This is a genomic window from Rhodococcus sp. YL-1 (assembly GCF_001942025.1).
GTDB classification, from domain to species: Bacteria; Actinomycetota; Actinomycetes; order Mycobacteriales; family Mycobacteriaceae; genus Rhodococcus_F; species Rhodococcus_F qingshengii.
On sequence record NZ_CP017299.1, the window covers coordinates 3,041,780 to 3,057,988 of the forward strand.

Genomic DNA, 16,209 nt, shown 5'->3' on the forward strand with positions numbered 1-16,209 from the left:
GGTCTCGCTGTACTGATCTAGGTCTCCGATTAACCAGAGACGCTGAGCTATAGGATTCTAGGTATTCTCCTTTCGTTGCTGTATCGTCAAGCTTGGTCGGTCTGAATCGTCATTCCAGATAGTTTCTTACTGAAGTTGCGATCGGGGATTTCTTGTTGACGGCAACGGTAGACCGTTGTTCATCGAACAGGTATCGGCTATTCAGCCAGCAACTCTATTTGGATATGAGTTGCGATTCAGTGACGGAGCAAAGACAAGTTCAACCAACTTGCAGAATCCAACAGGTAATCCACTGTTGATCGTTGCCAACCGTCAGCATTTGATTGTTGGTGTTCGCAAGCCGATTGAATCTCAGTTGAGCTATGAAGCTGGTTGGAACACTGACGAACCTCACTTGAAGATGCGAGCACGTAGAGCCTTCGCTGTTGGACGAGCGAAAGCCTTTGGCATCTTGGAAGTTACAGGAGCGTAAGCAATTCGGAACAGCTCAGCGTTCAGTCGAATGTTGGGCTGTTCTGTTTTTCATATGACAGATTACGAATACGAGTTCACAATGACGTTGCCGACTATCGGTGACTATTTTCAGACACGTCAGTTTCAGCTTGGGTTCTCAGTTTCCGAGCAAGACTTGACGCTTGGTCGATTGTTCGCTGTTGCAAGGATCAGTGATGCTGCGTGAGAAATTTCTACGTAGGTCAGAATCCGCATGGTTCAGTCTTGTTCAAGATCGTTGACGAACGTAAGCAGTCGGTAGACGTGATGATGTATTACACAGCAAAGGTGTTCATTCGTAGACCTGACGGTTCAGTCTATTCGGACGGATATGCGATTCCGATTGCAAATCCGTATCACGCTGTTGACTACACGTTCGGTCCAACGAGTCCATTCACGATGACCGGCGAGTATCAGATACAGATTAGGTTGAATCGAAATAGCGGCGAACCAGGAGATAAGTTCGACTATACGGACATTATCGCAATAGATGTTATAGAAAGTTTGGAGGGAAGTTAGATGTTAGCAACAGATTCAGATGTTTTGGATATGACTGGATATACAGTCAATGATCAGCAGATCAGACAAGCTCAGGGAATCGTAGAAGTATGTGCAGGCAGACCGGAAAGTCTTGTCACGAACGAGACGGACAAGCACTGGCTCAAGTATGCCGTGTGTTGGCAGTCTGCCTATTTGGACAACTCAGACGTGTTCGCACAAGCGAATGTGGAACAGGTGAAGCAGGACAAGACCACTGTTACCTATGGTGACAAGACGTATGCCGTCAGTCCGCTGGTCGTTGAAGCAGTCAAGCAGCTCAGTTGGAACAAGTCTCGTTCGATAATGACCGGACCGAACATAGTCAGGGCGAATCGTATGCCTGATTGGTGGTACTGGTGATGCCTAGATTCATTGTGAGAACGTGGCCTAGCCTGGTGGACATCTACACTCAGCGCGTGACGTTTGATCCTGAAACAGGCTCAGCCGAGCGAAAGTGGAACTATCTCGATCCTGAGACAGTGCCTTGCAACGTCGTAGCGCTGAATCCGGAAGACAGCCTTGAGCAGTTCGGCGCGGAATATACAAAAAAGAAGTTCGTCAAGCTTGAAATTCCAACAGGTCAGTTCGAACTGAGCCAGCAAGCCGGAAATCTGCGCAGCAAAGACGGAAAACAGCGGTACTACGATCACTTGATCGACAACGAGTTCTATCCAGAAGTGTTCAACATCAGCAACATTGGCACTCGTATCGACTTGAACGGTCAGATTGACTGCTACGAGCTGTATCTAGAACTGTTCGATGACAGCATCACTCAGATTGCAAGATGACAGAAAAAGGGCTACAAGCTGAAATGCTTGTAGCCCTTTTTCTTACCGAATCACTTATACGCGAAGGAGGATTGTGCGTAATACCTATATTATATCATTCTTTTGTTGAATATATTTCTTGGCTATCTTAATAAGCTCGTTGTTGGCAGTGTTCAACTCCTGAATGCTGTCTGCGGAGTTTCGCACATTTCCGCCTGCTGTGTGCTGCTCGGTGACGTATTTGTTTTGATTCTGAGTTATTTCCCGCATCTTTTTGTGAAGTTCGTCTAGTTGTAATAATTCTGCTTTGGCTACCATGGTCCGAATCGCTATCGTATATTTCCATAAGTTGTCGAAATTGAGTTCTTTGTTCTTTCTGCCTTCTCCCACGAATTCAGTTTCCAATGTAAAAGTAACTGATAGAAATTCGCTCACAAGATCGAGGGTGCTTGTCTTCACCCACTTTTCATGCTCTCGTTCGTCTGTTCTTTTCAGGTTGTACCAAAGGCTGAACAAAGACACGCCGATGGCCAGTATGGCAACACCTGCTGTCAAGATGAATGCCCACCAGGGCGCTCCTGCTGGAGGCATGACTTGCTCCGTTTCTGGGATGCTGTCTGGAATTTCTTGCGCGAGATTCATCTATTATCCGAGGGGCTTTTTGTGTTGAATCCTGCTGGTCTTAGGTGCTTGTGCAACATTCGTAAACCGCCCGTAAACGGTTTGTCCTTAGAAAGGCTGAGTTCCACTTGTAACGCTCTGATAATCTCACGATGGTTGTGGTCGAAACGGTTGATGTCAATTTCTGCCAGAGCTTCGTTGTTTCTGATTTGCTCGTCGGTCATATTTCGAACTATTTCATAGGGTGTTTCTACATAGCTCCGCTGAAGTCGCTGAATCGCATCGGAACTACGTGCATGCAGTTTTATTATCTCCTCGGCGAATATAAGAACATCGTTCGCTTTACAAATCTGCACTTGGTATCGAGCCGCAAGCATTTTTCTTTGAGATTCCCGGACTTCTGAAGGTACTTCGTAACCCTGTTTTATTGTAAACCGGTCATAGTTGCCTATAGAAGCTTGAATATGGTCTCGGCGACTGATTGACGTTTCCACGATTGTCGATACCGCTTCCAATAACGTGGTCCGTCGCCAGTTCTTGAGGTCTCTGCTCTGGCTGGTGCGGTGTACGACAATCCAACCGCCGATTGCAATGACACCAGCGATGACAGCAGCGATGTAGACGTGCCAAGGTGTACCGCTGGAAAGGCTGATTTCGTGAACGATCACGTTCTGTCTGAGCATGGGAACCATTCGCTGATCGTAGGTTCTGGCATCTATGCAGGTCAGACACGACACGCTAAGTCAGTTCAACTGCGCATGTTTGTGAGTATGCCAAGACGTCGAACACTCGTTTCCACGCACTGCGAGGTGTGCATGCACTGCATGCTCCGGGCATTGTAAGGCAATAAGTATGGTGGGCGACACGCCTACATGTCGAAGACCTCGGCGCGCTGAACCGGGTTGGCCTGCAAATTTCAACGATGTAATTCACTACATCTCGCGTTATGTGTTTCTGTCGGCCACTAGGTGTAGTGTTTCAATCACCGAAAGCCCCGGTACCAATCCGGGTGTCGGACTGGAACGAGGCTTCGCGGCTTGTGGAACTTTCGACGGTTCACATGTCAACGTAGTCTTCTCCAACGATTTTGGCAAAAGATGTCAAGATCGTGTCTGCCGCAGAGCTTTTGGTGGGAAGGCCATAGAAATGGCTGCAAAGAACAACCGAGTCGTCAGCCCCAACCCAAAGGGCGGATGGGATGTGAAGGGCGCTCCTGGAAGCAAGCGCGCCAGTGCTCACACCGACACTCAGAAGCAAGCGATTTCCAAGGCGAATCAGATCGTGGGCAACGCTGGCGGCGGTGAAGTTTCGATCCAGGGCAAGAACGGTCAGATTCGCGAGAAAAACACCATTGCTCCTGGTAATGACCCGAGCAACGTCAAGGGGTAATTTGTAGTCCCAAACACCCCGGTTCGGCAGAATCGGGGTGTTTGTCGTTGTGAGATCATCCGAATATTCGACTGCTATTGTGCAGTGGAACGTACAACTACATGCGGTTATCCGGCATACACACGATTCACCACGCCAACGATCGTAGTTCCCTATCAACTGCCCCGCGTCGTTGGGGCCAGCTCGCTCCGCGCCTGCCCCGCGTCGTTGGGGCCAGCTCGCTCCGCGCCTGCCCCGCGTCGTTGGGGCCAGCTCGCTCCGCGCCTGCCCCGCGTCGTTGGGGCCAGCTCGCTCCGCGCCTGCCCCGCGTCGTTGGGGCCAGCTCGCGTCAGTTCGCGCGAACTCGCACGATTCCCGAGATCGTTCCCTGGAAGTACTCGCCCGACTCGGTGATGAGTGCAGACATCTGAAGGGTGTCGTTGAGGATCGTCGACGGCAGGGGAGTCGAACCGATCTGCGACCCGTCCTTCGAGTCGATCACCGCGAAGGAGTAACCGTCCAGCGGAGAGGTGTTCGGAGCACCGTCTCGTGTCACGGTGTAGATCGAGCCGTCAGCCGTCGAGAGGTGGGGTACCGCGGAGCTGCGAATCGTGTTGTCCCACACGACATGGCAGCCGACCGGATCGATGTCGACGCGCGTCATCCCGCCGTTGAAGGGTGCCGTGGCGGGGACCGCTGGACCGGCACCTTCAGGAGTCGTGGGGTACGGGTATCCGTAGGTGCCGGCGACGTAGACGGAATGACCGATGCCGACGAGGGAGTTCTCGCTGCCGCTCGGTGAGCCGTCCTGGCTGGCAGCGGACAACACCGGCTGCGTGCACACCTCGGCGCCCGTGTCAGCGCGATAGACATGCAAGCTCACTGTCGGGTGGGCGTTGTCGACGATGGTCAAGAAATCGCTGCCCGTCGACGGGCCGAAGTATGTCGGCGTCGATCCGGTTCCCCAGCTGAGCTGACCCGGATTACGGGCCGGCCCGCGGTCGTACGGCTGACGCCAGTCGATGACGACCTCGTCGCCATTTCGCTTCAGTTGGTAGAGCGCGTGGGTAGTTGCGACAGCAGTGCCCGTCGGGGAGGTGGAGATGCTGTTCTGCACCTGTTCACCTTCGGGGAGCGCAATGCTGTGCGCGATTCGATCCGCGCCGACATACCCGACGGTGCCGTGCCCGGTGGCGAACCAGACATTGCCGTCCCAGTCCGGAGCGAGGCCGGTGACGTTGTCGTCGGCGGCAACCGCACCACTGAGATCGATGACCTCCGCGAGTTCCAGCCGCCAACTGCCGTCCGGATTCTGCGCATGGGAAATGCGGACCAGTTGACGGTTTCCGTCGACGGCGACGAGACGGTTCTCGTTGTCGAGGTAGGCGTAGACGCCGCCGAGCAGACTGCCCTTCGCGAGCGGCAGTTGTGCTACGGATCTACCCAACGGCGTGGCGTCGGCCTTCGGATCGATCAAATGGATGGTCGGGGTCTGGCCGATCATCGTCGTGCAGAGCGAGACGACCATGCCGTCGGAACCCTGGAGGACCGTCGGGCAGGCGGCCATCATCGGGAAAGCTGTCACCTCGTGTGGGCCGGTTCCTGGACCGGGCAGCGGCGTGACGTCGGACGAGCCCGCGTCACCGTGCATGGTGGAAGTACCGACGGGACCGAGGTACGGATTTGCAGGTGCGAGGGGACCGGACACCGAAGGGGTCGCCGTTGCGGGTCCGGCACACAACATGACTGTTGCGGCCACACAGCCGACGATCTGAGCTGTCCGTCGTGTACTCACGTGAACTTGAACCACCTTGCTGCGCAGACTCCGGCCACTGCGGCCCAGATGAGAAGTACGAGAATCGAGAACCAGTCCATCGAGGTGTCGAGGGCCGCTTCGAGTGCGTGTGCGAGAGCGCCGGACGGAACAATGCGGACCAGCGTGTGGACGGCGGTCGGAAGTTCACCACTGGCGAAGACCACACTGCCGATGCCCACCATGATGAACCACAGGATGTTGGCGAGAGCGAGAACGATCTCTGCTCGCAAAGTACCGCCGAGCAGTAGGCCAAGCGCTGCAAATGTGACAGTACCGATGGCAATGACCACTGCGCCGAGTACAAGTTCGACGAATGACGGACGCCATCCCAACGCCAAACCGATAGCGCCGAGCAAGAGTGACTGCAGAGCCACGACGATGATGACGGCAGCGCTCTTGCCTGCGATGATTCCCCACCGCGGTAGCGGCGTTGCACCGAGTCGCTTGAGCGCGCCGTATCGGCGGTCGAATCCGACGGCGATGGCCTGTCCGGTGAACGCCGTCGACATCACGGCAACCATCATGACACCAGGGAGCACGGTATCGACCCGAGAATCGCCCAAATCGCCGATCGGAAGTAGACACAGTCCGATGAGCAGGGTGATCGGGATGAACATGGTGAGCAGCAATTGCTCACCGTTGCGGAGCAGAAGAGTCAACTCCAGTTTGGTCTGCGCCGCCAGCATCTTGGCCGCCGAATTGGGGCGGGGATCCGGCGAGAAGGTGCCTGGCTCGAAGCGGTTCTCGGCGAGCCGCCGGTCTCTGGCAACGCTGATGGGACTGCTCTGGCCGTTCGACGCTGTTTCGTTCATGACCTTGATCTCCGTCATCCCCTCAGTTCCCGGCCCGTCAATTCGAGGAAGACATCTTCCAGACTCCGTTGATCGACGCGAATGTCGTTGATCAGCACGTCCTGATCGGCACACCACGTCGCAACTGTTGCCACGGTTGCCGGATCGATTGCACCTTCGACGACGTAGGTGCCGGGGTTGGATTCCTCGATGCGGAACCCGGCGAGTGAACCGGCCAGCGAATCGAGGCTCAAACCGGGAACCGTCGTCAGACGGAGTTGTCCTTCGGCGCCCTTGCTGGTGACCTCCGCCGGCGTTCCCGACGCGACGATCTTGCCGTGGTCGATGATGACCAGTTCGTCGGCGAGCGCTTCGGCCTCGTCCATGAGGTGTGTGGTGAGCAGGACGCTCACGCCGTCGCGTCGCAGAGCGTCGATGAGTTCCCACACGAGTAGACGTGCCTGAGCGTCGAGGCCGGCGGTGGGTTCGTCCAGAAATACCAATTCGGGACGGCCGACCAGCGCGCACGCCAGGGACAGTCGTTGCTGCTGGCCTCCGGAGAGGCGGCGGTACGGGGTCTTGCGCGCATCGGTGAGGCCGAGTTTGGAAAGGAGCCAGGCGGGATCGAGCGGGTCGGCCGAGTATGCGGCCACGAGGTCGAGCATTTCCCCGGCCTTGGACCCGGGGTACGCGCCGCCGCCCTGCAGCATGACACCGATTCGCGAGCGGACTTCACCGGAGTCGGCGATGGGATCGAGACCGAGCACTCGAACCGTGCCGGCATCGGGGGTGACAAACCCTTCGCACATCTCGACGGTGGTTGTCTTACCGGCTCCGTTGGGGCCGAGCAGGGCAACTACCTGGGCCGTCTCGACAGTGAGATCGATACCGTCGACGGCTCGAACACCGTCGAAGGACTTGACGACACCCTGGATCTGTACCGCCGGCGTCGACGATCTGGAGGCTCTCGAGGTCACGGGGAATCAGCGTAAGCCCCCGCCGAGTTGTCTTCGTCTACCGGTCCGCCTTTCGTGATCTCCGCTACTGGCTTGTCGCTACGCCAGGGGAGTGAATTGCGGGTGAAGACGATGAGCGTTCCGGCGGTGAGGATGGTCGCGATGACGGCCTGCACGATCATGAACGGAAGGTATTCGGCGCCGTTGGACATCAACATGACGCTGACGATCGAGGTGAAGACGACGGCAGGGATGCGGAAAATCGGCGCGGTGGCCCACGCCGCCAACGGAAGGATCGCCCACAGCAGGTACCACGGCTGAACGACGGGGAACAGGAGAACGATCGCGCCGAGCGCGATGCCGAGTCCGCCGACCGGATGGATGCGGCCCATGTAGACCGAGATCATCATCCGTGCGGTGACGAGCATGGCGACGAGAGTTGCGATGGGCCGCGTGATCGTGAGGATCGCCGTCGTGTGATCGCCGAGTCCGAGCAGTACGCCTGCCAATCCCGTGCCGACGCCCAGGAGCGTCGGGATGGACATCCAACTTCGCACTGCCGTGGCGGTGTCGAGGGTGTTGATCCAACCCATACCGAGCCCACTGGCCACGCTGATGACAAACGTGACGACAGCGGCAACGATGCCCAGGAGAATCGCGGCTCCCGCCAGGGCTTTCCAGGTTCCACCCCAACGCCGAGCCAAGGCCATGCCGACAAATCCCAGCGCAAGCAAGGACGGAATTTTGACGGTCGACGACAACGCGATCAAACCTGATCCCGCAACGAGATAGAACAGCGCTCGCCCACGGATGGGCCCGGACCCTTCGACTGCGCGGAGAGCGATCTCGATTCCGGCGAGCATCAACCCGAGCATGAGCGCTTCGTTGTGGATGCCGGCCACCAAGTGGAAGAGCAACAGCGGGTTCGCGGCACCGAGCCAGAGCGAACTGACGGCAGAGACACCGCATCGCTTGGCCAGTCGAGGTATCGCCCACACGATGAGCGCGACGCCGGCCAATGCGAGCAAGCGGTGCAAGAAGATTCCGGCCACGATGTTGTCGCCGGTCAGTGAGCTGATCCCGCGTCCCAGCCACAGGAAGAACGGACCGTACGGAGCCGGGGTGTCGCGCCAGATCGTCGGAACCGTGCGGGTGAGAACGTGGTCGACGCCCAGTGCCGCCTTGGGGCCGATGGCGTACGGATCGAGTCCACGGGCCGCGATTTCGCTTTGAGCCAGATACGAGTAGACGTCGCGGCTGAACATCGGCGGTGCGACCGAGAGCGGCAGGATCCACAGCAGGAGTGTTCGGTCCAACTGAGATCGGGTCATGCGCCGCGGTGCGCCGGAACGGCTTCGTATGTCCCCGACTGCAAATCGGCCCATCATCAGCCAGGCGAGAACGACGAGCACCGTTCCGGTCATCGTCATGGTGAGTGAGACCGTCGGCATACGTCCGGGAAGGCTGAGGACTCGAAGTCCTGCGGTCGGATTCTGCAGGACGGGTTGTGCGCCGGCGCCGAGCGCTCCGACTGCCATCAAGACCGCGCCGGTTGCGCCGAATCGGCGGATCCCTCGCAGTTGTGCGGTTTCCTTCGCGTTCAGGCCCGGGCGCTCGTCCTCGTCGCCGTGCAGCACCGCGGCCATACTCTGCCGGGGAGCGGATCCGAAAGGTCGAACGCCGATTGTGGAAAGCGCGAGTGCCTTGGGTTTTTCCAGCAGGATCGCGCGCGCCGATCGCGCGGTCGTCGTCTTCTCGGGGGTCTGCGGCACACCAGGCAGCGTAGCGGCTCCATCCAGCCGGACAGACAAGCACAAACAACGTACGTTGTCCGGATATTCCCGAATGTAATGCAGGTTGCCCTTAGTAGACCTGCGAAAAGAATTCCGTCACACTTGTGTTGTGAAAAGAAATGCGTCAGACCCTCGAAGCAAGGAAGTTGCAGGTCAGCCCACTGTAGCGACCTCGCCTAGTGCTGCCGCAAATCCGGTGACGGTGAGCGTCGAAGGCCAGACCCGGGCCGCAGTGGTCAAGCTGCTACTCGAAGAAGGCCCCATTACCGCCTCCGAAATCGGCACGCGCCTCGGTTTGAGTGCCGCAGGTGTCCGACGTCACTTGGATGCGTTGATCGAGTCCGGCGAAGCCCGAACTGCTTCGGCGTCGTCGCTGCGTCAGCGTGGACGAGGTCGTCCCGCCAAGCAGTTCCAGATCACCGCGACCGGTCGCGGCCGCCTCGGCCACACCTACGACGATCTGGCGGGAGCCGCGATGCGGCAACTCCGTGAAATCGGCGGAGACGCGGCAATCGAGGAGTTCGCCAAGCGTCGGGTCCAGGCGATCGTCGGAGACGTCGAACCGGCTGATCCGACAGATGTCGACAACGTCGAGGCGACAGCGGACGCAATCGCCGAAGCCTTCAATGCGGTGGGGTTCGCAGCGTCGACCCGGCCGGTCGGCAACGGCGTGCAGATCTGCCAACACCATTGCCCGGTTTCCCATGTGGCAGAAGAGTTTCCGGAACTGTGCGAGGCAGAGCAGCAAGCATTCCGGCAATTGCTCGGGACTCATGTTCAGCGTCTGGCGACCATCGCAAACGGTGACTGCGCCTGCACGACGCACGTGCCCCTCGTGTCCACCGGGAGTAGATGACCGGACCAGATTGTTCTAGAGAGCGTTGCCACCGTGCAGCGTTCGAATAGAGATTTTTCAGCTAGTTCTTCAAAGTCAGAACTGCTCGACCACAGCGACCAGCCCTCGCTGAACCCGAGCAGCCGTCAAGAAACAAGACTCCGGAAGGAGCTCGCATGACCGTCACATCAGACCAGGCGACTACCACTGCGGCAGCAGGCACCGAGCCGCTCACGCAGGAAGAGACCATCGCGTCCCTCGGTCATTACGGCTACGGCTGGTCCGATTCCGACGAAGCCGGAGCCAGCGCGCAGCGCGGGTTGTCCGAGGCTGTCGTGCGGGACATCTCCGCCAAGAAGAGCGAGCCCGAGTGGATGCTCGACATCCGCCTCAAGGCGCTGCGCACCTTCGACAAGAAGCCGATGCCGAACTGGGGCAGCGACCTCGAAGGTATTCACTTCGACAACATCAAGTACTTCGTCCGGTCCAGCGAGAAGCAGGCCGAGTCGTGGGAAGACCTGCCCGAGGACATCAAGAACACGTACGACAAGCTCGGCATCCCCGAGGCGGAGAAGCAGCGCCTCGTTGCCGGCGTCGCAGCTCAGTACGAGTCCGAGGTCGTCTACCACTCGATCCGTGAGGACCTCGAGGAGCAGGGCGTCATCTTCCTCGACACGGACACCGGTCTCAAGCAGCACCCGGAGCTGTTCAAGGAGTACTTCGGATCGGTCATCCCGGCCGGCGACAACAAGTTCTCCGCGCTGAACACCGCCGTGTGGTCCGGTGGCTCGTTCATCTACGTTCCGCCGGGAGTCCACGTGGACATCCCGTTGCAGGCGTACTTCCGCATCAACACCGAGAACATGGGTCAGTTCGAGCGCACCCTGATCATCGTCGACGAAGATGCCTCCGTGCACTATGTCGAGGGTTGCACCGCGCCGATCTACAAGTCCGATTCACTGCACTCGGCCGTCGTCGAGATCATCGTGAAGAAGGGCGGCCACTGCCGCTACACGACCATCCAGAACTGGTCCAACAACGTCTACAACCTGGTGACCAAGCGCACCAAGGTCGAGGCCGGCGGATCCATGGAGTGGGTCGACGGCAACATCGGCTCCAAGGTCACCATGAAGTACCCGGCCGTGTGGCTGATGGGCGAGTACGCCCGCGGTGAGGTTCTCTCCGTTGCGTTCTCCGGCGAGGGCCAGCACCAGGACACCGGCGCCAAGATGCTCCACCTCGCGCCGCACACGTCCTCGACCATCATCAGCAAGTCTGTCGCCCGTGGTGGTGGACGTGCGTCGTACCGCGGTCTGGTGCAGGTCAACAAGGGTGCCCACGGCTCCAAGTCGACCGTCAAGTGTGACGCTCTGCTGGTCGACCAGATCAGCCGAAGCGACACCTACCCGTACGTCGACATCCGCGAGGACGACGTCACCATGGGTCACGAGGCCACCGTTTCGAAGGTCAGTGACGATCAGCTCTTCTACCTGATGAGCCGCGGACTGACCGAGGACGAGGCGATGGCCACCATCGTGCGTGGATTCGTCGAGCCCATCGCGAAGGAACTCCCGATGGAGTACGCGCTCGAGCTCAACCGCCTTATCGAACTTCAGATGGAAGGGGCTGTGGGTTAGTGACCACGCCAGAGACCGGAGTCATCGGAGCTGTTGCCGGGGAGAACCCGACCGCTCCTGTAAAGGGTGCAGCCACAGGCTCACCCATCACGAACAAGGGTGAGCAGTTCTCCTCGTTCGACGTCAATGCTTTCGAGGTTCCCGGCGGACGTGACGAGATCTGGCGGTTCACCCCGCTGCGTCGTCTCCGGGGATTGCACGACGGCAGCGCCGTCGCCAACGGACAGGTCACCGTCGAGGTCGACGGCGGAAGCGACATCACCGTCGAGACCGTCGGCCGTGATGACGCACGTCTGGGCAAAGCCGGCGTTCCCGCTGATCGCATTGCAGCGCAGGCGTATTCGAGCTTCGAGACGGCAACGGTCATCTCGGTTGGCGCCGAGGTCGAGGTCGAGAAGCCCGTCGTGGTCACCATGACCGGCCCCGGAGTCGACAACGTCGCCTACGGACACACCCAGATTCGTCTGGCGCAGTTCGCCAAGGCGACGTTCGTGATCGACCAGCGCGGCAGCGGAACCTTCGCGGAGAACATCGAATTCGTTCTCGGTGACAGTGCGCAGCTGACGGTGGTGGCCATCCAGGACTGGGCGGACGACGCAGTTCACGTGACGTCACACCACGCTCGCCTGAACCGCGACGCAGTGCTTCGATACACCTCGATCAGCCTGGGCGGCGACCTGGTTCGCCTGTCCGCCACAGTCAAGTACGACGGACCGGGCGGCGACGCCGAACTGCTCGGTCTGTACTTCGCCGACGCCGGCCAGCATCTGGAACAGCGTCTGCTGGTGGACCATTCGCAGCCCAACTGCAAGTCCAACGTGGTCTACAAGGGTGCGCTTCAGGGAGATCCCGGATCCGGCAAGCCCGACGCGCACACCGTGTGGATCGGCGACGTTCTCATCCGCGCCGCAGCGGAGGGCACCGACACGTTCGAGCTCAACCGCAACCTGGTGCTGACCGACGGCGCCCGCGCCGACTCGGTTCCGAACCTCGAAATCGAGACCGGTGAGATCGTCGGGGCCGGCCACGCAAGTGCAACGGGACGTTTCGACGACGAGCAGCTGTTCTACCTGCGTGCTCGTGGTATCCCGGAGGATCAGGCTCGTCGTCTGGTCGTACGTGGGTTCTTCCACGAAATCATCAACAAGATCGCTGTTCCCGAGGTGCGCGATCGCCTCGAAGCCGCAGTCGAAGCCGAACTCGCAGCCGTCGGCTCCTGACCGCCCCGCCTGCGACACCACCCCGTCGCTACGCTCGCCCGCCTCATCTTGAAGGAATTTCATGTCTACCAGTGACAACACCACCACCTCGGTCCTCGAGGTTCGTGACCTGCACGTCGAGGTCGCCAACTCCGATGCCAACGCCGAGCCCATCCAGATCCTCAAGGGCGTCGACCTGACGGTCCGCTCCGGGGAGACCCACGCGATCATGGGCCCCAACGGCTCCGGCAAGTCGACTCTGTCGTACGCCATCGCCGGTCACCCCAAGTACCAGGTCACGTCCGGCTCCATCACCCTCAACGGTGAAGACGTCCTCGCAATGAGCGTCGACGAGCGTGCACGTGCCGGGCTCTTCCTGGCCATGCAGTACCCCGTCGAGGTTCCCGGCGTTTCCATGTCCAACTTCCTGCGCACCGCCGCTACGGCCGTGCGAGGCGAGGCTCCCAAGCTGCGCCACTGGGTCAAGGAAGTCAAGGAAGCCCTCAGCGAGCTCGAGATCGATCCCTCGTTCATCGAGCGCTCGGTCAACGAAGGCTTCTCCGGTGGCGAGAAGAAGCGCCACGAGATCCTGCAGTTGGGCATGCTCAAGCCGAAGATCGCGATCCTCGACGAGACCGACTCCGGCCTCGACGTTGACGCTCTGCGCACCGTCTCCGAAGGCGTCAACCGCTACAAGGAGCGCGAGAACGGCGGCGTTCTGCTGATCACGCACTACACGCGCATTCTGCGCTACATCAACCCCGACTTCGTTCACGTGTTCGTCGGTGGCCGCATCGTCGAGTCCGGTGGACCGGAGCTGGCCGACGAGCTCGAGACCAACGGCTACGTTCGTTTCACCGCGGACACCGCAGCTACCCAGGGAGCGTAATCACGATGACCACCTCGGTGCGCGAGCTCGACGTCACAGCGGTTCGGGCCGACTTCCCGATCCTGGCGCGAACCGTGCGCGACGGAAAACCTTTGGTGTACTTGGATTCCGGCGCTACCTCGCAGCGTCCGGTCCAGGTTCTCGATGCCGAACGGGACTTCCTGACCACGTGTAACGCGGCAGTACACCGGGGTGCTCATCAGCTCGCAGAAGAGGCGACGGACGCGTACGAGAATGCTCGCGCCACCATCGCTTCTTTCGTGGGCGCGGATTCGGACGAGTTGGTGTTCACCAAGAACGCCACCGAGGCTCTCAATCTGGTGACCTACGTTCTCGGTGACGATCGCTTCGACCGCCATGTCGGTCCTGGCGACGAAATCGTCATCACCGAACTCGAACACCACGCCAACCTCGTTCCCTGGCAGGAACTTGCGCGCCGAACCGGTGCGACGCTCAAGTGGTACGGCGTCACCGACGACGGCCGGATCGATCTCGATTCGCTGGAGCTGACGGACGCGGTGAAGGTCGTTTCGTTCACCCACCAGTCCAACGTGACCGGCGCGATCGCGCCCGTCGAGGAATTGGTGCGACGAGCACGCGCCGTCGGTGCACTCGTCGTGCTCGACGCGTGCCAGTCGGTGCCTCACATGGCCGTCGACTTCCACGAACTGGGAGTGGACTACGCGGCGTTCTCGGGCCACAAGATGCTCGGCCCTTCGGGGGTCGGAGTTCTCTACGGCCGTCGTGAACTGCTGGCAGCGATGCCTCCGTTCATCACCGGCGGGTCGATGATCGAGACGGTCACCATGGAGGTCAGCACCTACGCGCCACCGCCTCAGCGTTTCGAAGCCGGCGTACCGATGACCTCACAGGTGGTCGGACTGGGCGCTGCCGTGGATTACCTGAACACCTTCGGGATGGACGCCGTCGCTGCGCACGAGCACGTGTTGGTGGAGGCTGCTCTCGAAAAGTTGTCGGCGATCGAAGGTCTGCGCATCATCGGACCACAGACGTCCGAGAACCGCGGCGGAGCGATTTCCTTTGTCGTGGACGGTATTCACGCCCACGACCTCGGACAGATCCTCGACGACGAGGGCGTCGCGATTCGCGTCGGACACCATTGTGCGTGGCCGCTGCATCGTAAGTTCGGTGTCGCTGCGACGGCCCGCGCGTCGTTTGCGCTCTACAACACCACCGCGGAAATCGATGTTCTCGTTGCCGCGATCAAGCGTGCGCAGGAATTTTTCGGTGTCGCAGGGGAGTTGAACTGAATCATGCGCATGGAGCAGATGTATCAGGAAGTGATCCTCGATCACTACAAACATCCGCACGGCCGCGGACTCCGTGAGCCGTTCGGCGCCGAGGTGCACCACGTCAACCCGACGTGTGGCGACGAGGTGACGTTGCGCGTCCAGATATCCGAGGACGGAACGGTCTCCGACGTCTCGTACGACGGTCAGGGTTGTTCGATCAGCCAGGCGTCGACGTCGGTGCTCAACGACCTCGTCATCGGGATGCAGGTCACCGACGCACTGAAGACGGTGACGGCGTTCAACGAGATGGTGAGCAGTCGGGGCACCGTCGAGGGGGACGAGGACGTTCTCGGCGACGGTATCGCGTTCGTCGGTGTCTCGAAGTATCCGGCACGCGTGAAGTGCGCCTTGCTCGGATGGATGGCATTCAAGGATGCTGTAGTCCAGATTGTCGACGGCAGTGCTGTGACGACGGCGGACAGCAGCAGTGAATTGGTCGACACGACTGAAGGACAGGGATCATGACCGAGACACAACCAGTGCAGGACGCCGAGGTCGGCGCTCCGGTGAATCCGAATCCCGATTCCACTGCGGAATTCGGTGGCGCACAGGGCAGTGGCACTGTCCCGTCGCCTGAGCGACTCGACGAACTCGAAGAAGCGATGCGCGACGTCGTCGATCCCGAACTGGGAATCAACGTCGTCGATCTCGGCTTGGTCTACGGACTCTTCGAAGACGACGGTGTCGTCACGATCGACATGACTTTGACGTCGGCGGCGTGCCCGTTGACCGACGTGATCGAGGACCAGGCGCGCGGCGCACTTGTGCGTAGCGATCTGTGTACCGACATGAAGATCAACTGGGTGTGGTTGCCGCCGTGGGGACCGGACAAGATCACCGAAGACGGACGCGAGCAACTTCGCGCACTCGGCTTCACGGTCTGACAAGCAACCTCGGCACGATCAACTGAATACATTTCACCGGAGCGTCGGTGCCCGTTCGTCGGGTACCGGCGCTTCGGTTTGTTATATAGGGCCGTTTTAGCCATGATATTCAGGACAATAGTCCCAAATGGTTGTTTGATGAATATTTGCTGGAAGCTGACTGATCGGTAACATCGCAGCTGATTGTCACGATGTGATCTCCGGCGGGCGATTTGCCAGTTTCCACCCGAGCTTTCCAAAGTATTCGTCTCATTTTCGAAGTGCCCCGATCAGTTCGAAGCGTCCAGCGGACGCATATACCTGTTTGC

At 59.5% G+C, this 16,209-nt stretch carries 17 protein-coding genes; 11 read left to right on the forward strand and 6 right to left on the reverse strand.

Going from position 1 to position 16,209, the window contains the following annotated elements; all coding sequences use genetic code 11:
- The first annotated feature begins 175 nt into the window (after nt 1-175).
- The 3 genes from BH682_RS35875 (at nt 176) to BH682_RS14320 (ending at nt 1,820) form a co-directional block, all read left to right on the forward strand.
- Nucleotides 176-472 carry a hypothetical protein gene (locus BH682_RS35875; protein ID WP_075833144.1) on the forward strand — a complete coding sequence of 99 codons (297 nt, stop codon included), beginning with the start codon at nt 176-178 and terminating at the stop codon, nt 470-472.
- Between the two features lie 539 nt (nt 473-1,011).
- Nucleotides 1,012-1,392, forward strand: a complete 381-nt coding sequence (locus BH682_RS14315) for a hypothetical protein (RefSeq protein WP_075833147.1) — start codon at nt 1,012-1,014, stop codon at nt 1,390-1,392.
- 35 nt (nt 1,393-1,427) lie between these two features.
- On the forward strand, nt 1,428-1,820 hold the full coding sequence (locus BH682_RS14320) for a hypothetical protein (protein ID WP_075833149.1): 393 nt from the start codon (nt 1,428-1,430) through the stop codon (nt 1,818-1,820).
- A gap of 84 nt (nt 1,821-1,904) precedes the next feature.
- On the opposite strand, the gene BH682_RS14325 is transcribed toward BH682_RS14320, so the two are convergent.
- Both BH682_RS14325 and BH682_RS14330 read right to left on the reverse strand, forming a co-directional pair.
- Nucleotides 1,905-2,441 (reverse strand): hypothetical protein, encoded by a 537-nt coding sequence (locus BH682_RS14325; protein ID WP_075833151.1) that lies wholly within the window; start codon nt 2,439-2,441, stop codon nt 1,905-1,907.
- Nucleotides 2,438-3,112, reverse strand: coding sequence for a hypothetical protein (locus tag BH682_RS14330; protein WP_075833153.1), 675 nt, complete (start codon nt 3,110-3,112; stop codon nt 2,438-2,440). The genes BH682_RS14325 and BH682_RS14330 overlap by 4 nt, the downstream gene beginning before the upstream one ends.
- A 454-nt stretch (nt 3,113-3,566) precedes the next feature.
- Here BH682_RS14330 and BH682_RS14335 point away from each other — a divergent pair, with 454 nt between their 5' ends.
- Complete coding sequence (locus BH682_RS14335) at nt 3,567-3,809, forward strand: DUF2188 domain-containing protein (RefSeq protein WP_064075319.1); 243 nt, start codon at nt 3,567-3,569, stop codon at nt 3,807-3,809.
- 328 nt (nt 3,810-4,137) lie between these two features.
- Here the strand turns inward: BH682_RS14335 and BH682_RS14340 are convergent, their stop codons facing one another.
- The 4 genes from BH682_RS14340 to mptB are packed head-to-tail and all read right to left on the reverse strand — an operon-like array spanning nt 4,138 to nt 9,123.
- Entirely contained in the window at nt 4,138-5,532 is a 1,395-nt protein-coding gene (locus BH682_RS14340; RefSeq protein WP_232354240.1) for a hypothetical protein, read from the reverse strand.
- Between the two features lie 47 nt (nt 5,533-5,579).
- Nucleotides 5,580-6,416 (reverse strand): ABC transporter permease, encoded by an 837-nt coding sequence (locus BH682_RS14345; protein ID WP_371684328.1) that lies wholly within the window; start codon nt 6,414-6,416, stop codon nt 5,580-5,582.
- 14 nt (nt 6,417-6,430) lie between these two features.
- Nucleotides 6,431-7,372 (reverse strand): ABC transporter ATP-binding protein, encoded by a 942-nt coding sequence (locus BH682_RS14350; RefSeq protein ID WP_007727917.1) that lies wholly within the window; start codon nt 7,370-7,372, stop codon nt 6,431-6,433.
- The gene (mptB, locus tag BH682_RS14355; protein ID WP_003944776.1) at nt 7,369-9,123 is read right to left on the reverse strand and encodes a polyprenol phosphomannose-dependent alpha 1,6 mannosyltransferase MptB; all 1,755 of its coding nucleotides are present in this window, start codon (nt 9,121-9,123) and stop codon (nt 7,369-7,371) included. The genes BH682_RS14350 and mptB overlap by 4 nt, the downstream gene beginning before the upstream one ends.
- Before the next feature lie 130 nt (nt 9,124-9,253).
- Between mptB and BH682_RS14360 the strand changes: the two genes are divergently transcribed.
- The 7 genes from BH682_RS14360 to BH682_RS14390 all read left to right on the forward strand — a co-directional run bounded on the left by BH682_RS14360 (nt 9,254) and on the right by BH682_RS14390 (nt 15,901).
- Nucleotides 9,254-10,000, forward strand: coding sequence for a helix-turn-helix transcriptional regulator (locus BH682_RS14360; protein WP_269750909.1), 747 nt, complete (start codon nt 9,254-9,256; stop codon nt 9,998-10,000).
- Nucleotides 10,001-10,155: 155 nt separating this feature from the next.
- Nucleotides 10,156-11,616: a Fe-S cluster assembly protein SufB gene (gene sufB / locus BH682_RS14365; RefSeq protein ID WP_003944799.1), complete on the forward strand. Its 1,461-nt coding sequence runs from the start codon at nt 10,156-10,158 to the stop codon at nt 11,614-11,616.
- Entirely contained in the window at nt 11,616-12,836 is a 1,221-nt protein-coding gene (gene sufD / locus BH682_RS14370; RefSeq protein WP_042919809.1) for a Fe-S cluster assembly protein SufD, read from the forward strand. Before sufB ends, sufD begins: the two co-directional genes overlap by 1 nt.
- Before the next feature lie 61 nt (nt 12,837-12,897).
- Entirely contained in the window at nt 12,898-13,704 is an 807-nt protein-coding gene (sufC, locus tag BH682_RS14375) for a Fe-S cluster assembly ATPase SufC (RefSeq protein ID WP_003944795.1), read from the forward strand.
- Nucleotides 13,705-13,709: 5 nt separating this feature from the next.
- On the forward strand, nt 13,710-14,975 hold the full coding sequence (locus BH682_RS14380; protein ID WP_003944865.1) for a cysteine desulfurase: 1,266 nt from the start codon (nt 13,710-13,712) through the stop codon (nt 14,973-14,975).
- Between the two features lie 3 nt (nt 14,976-14,978).
- A complete protein-coding gene (gene sufU / locus BH682_RS14385; RefSeq protein WP_003944894.1) occupies nt 14,979-15,482 on the forward strand; it encodes a Fe-S cluster assembly sulfur transfer protein SufU in 504 nt (167 codons plus the stop codon).
- The gene (locus BH682_RS14390) at nt 15,479-15,901 is read left to right on the forward strand and encodes a metal-sulfur cluster assembly factor (protein WP_003944963.1); all 423 of its coding nucleotides are present in this window, start codon (nt 15,479-15,481) and stop codon (nt 15,899-15,901) included. The genes sufU and BH682_RS14390 overlap by 4 nt, the downstream gene beginning before the upstream one ends.
- Nucleotides 15,902-16,209: the final 308 nt, after the last annotated feature.

What these genes read in the sequence shown, in the direction of transcription:
- BH682_RS14315 (WP_075833147.1), top strand. Translation starts at nt 1,012, where the DNA reads ATGTTAGCAACAGATTCAGATGTTTTGGATATGACTGGATATACAGTC.
- BH682_RS14325 (WP_075833151.1), bottom strand. Translation starts at nt 2,441, where the DNA reads ATGAATCTCGCGCAAGAAATTCCAGACAGCATCCCAGAAACGGAGCAA.
- BH682_RS14330 (WP_075833153.1), bottom strand. Translation starts at nt 3,112, where the DNA reads ATGGTTCCCATGCTCAGACAGAACGTGATCGTTCACGAAATCAGCCTT.
- BH682_RS14335 (WP_064075319.1), top strand. Translation starts at nt 3,567, where the DNA reads ATGGCTGCAAAGAACAACCGAGTCGTCAGCCCCAACCCAAAGGGCGGA.
- BH682_RS14340 (WP_232354240.1), bottom strand. Translation starts at nt 5,532, where the DNA reads ATGTTGTGTGCCGGACCCGCAACGGCGACCCCTTCGGTGTCCGGTCCC.
- BH682_RS14345 (WP_371684328.1), bottom strand. Translation starts at nt 6,416, where the DNA reads ATGAACGAAACAGCGTCGAACGGCCAGAGCAGTCCCATCAGCGTTGCC.
- sufB (WP_003944799.1), top strand. Translation starts at nt 10,156, where the DNA reads ATGACCGTCACATCAGACCAGGCGACTACCACTGCGGCAGCAGGCACC.
- sufC (WP_003944795.1), top strand. Translation starts at nt 12,898, where the DNA reads ATGTCTACCAGTGACAACACCACCACCTCGGTCCTCGAGGTTCGTGAC.
- BH682_RS14380 (WP_003944865.1), top strand. Translation starts at nt 13,710, where the DNA reads ATGACCACCTCGGTGCGCGAGCTCGACGTCACAGCGGTTCGGGCCGAC.
- sufU (WP_003944894.1), top strand. Translation starts at nt 14,979, where the DNA reads ATGCGCATGGAGCAGATGTATCAGGAAGTGATCCTCGATCACTACAAA.
- BH682_RS14390 (WP_003944963.1), top strand. Translation starts at nt 15,479, where the DNA reads ATGACCGAGACACAACCAGTGCAGGACGCCGAGGTCGGCGCTCCGGTG.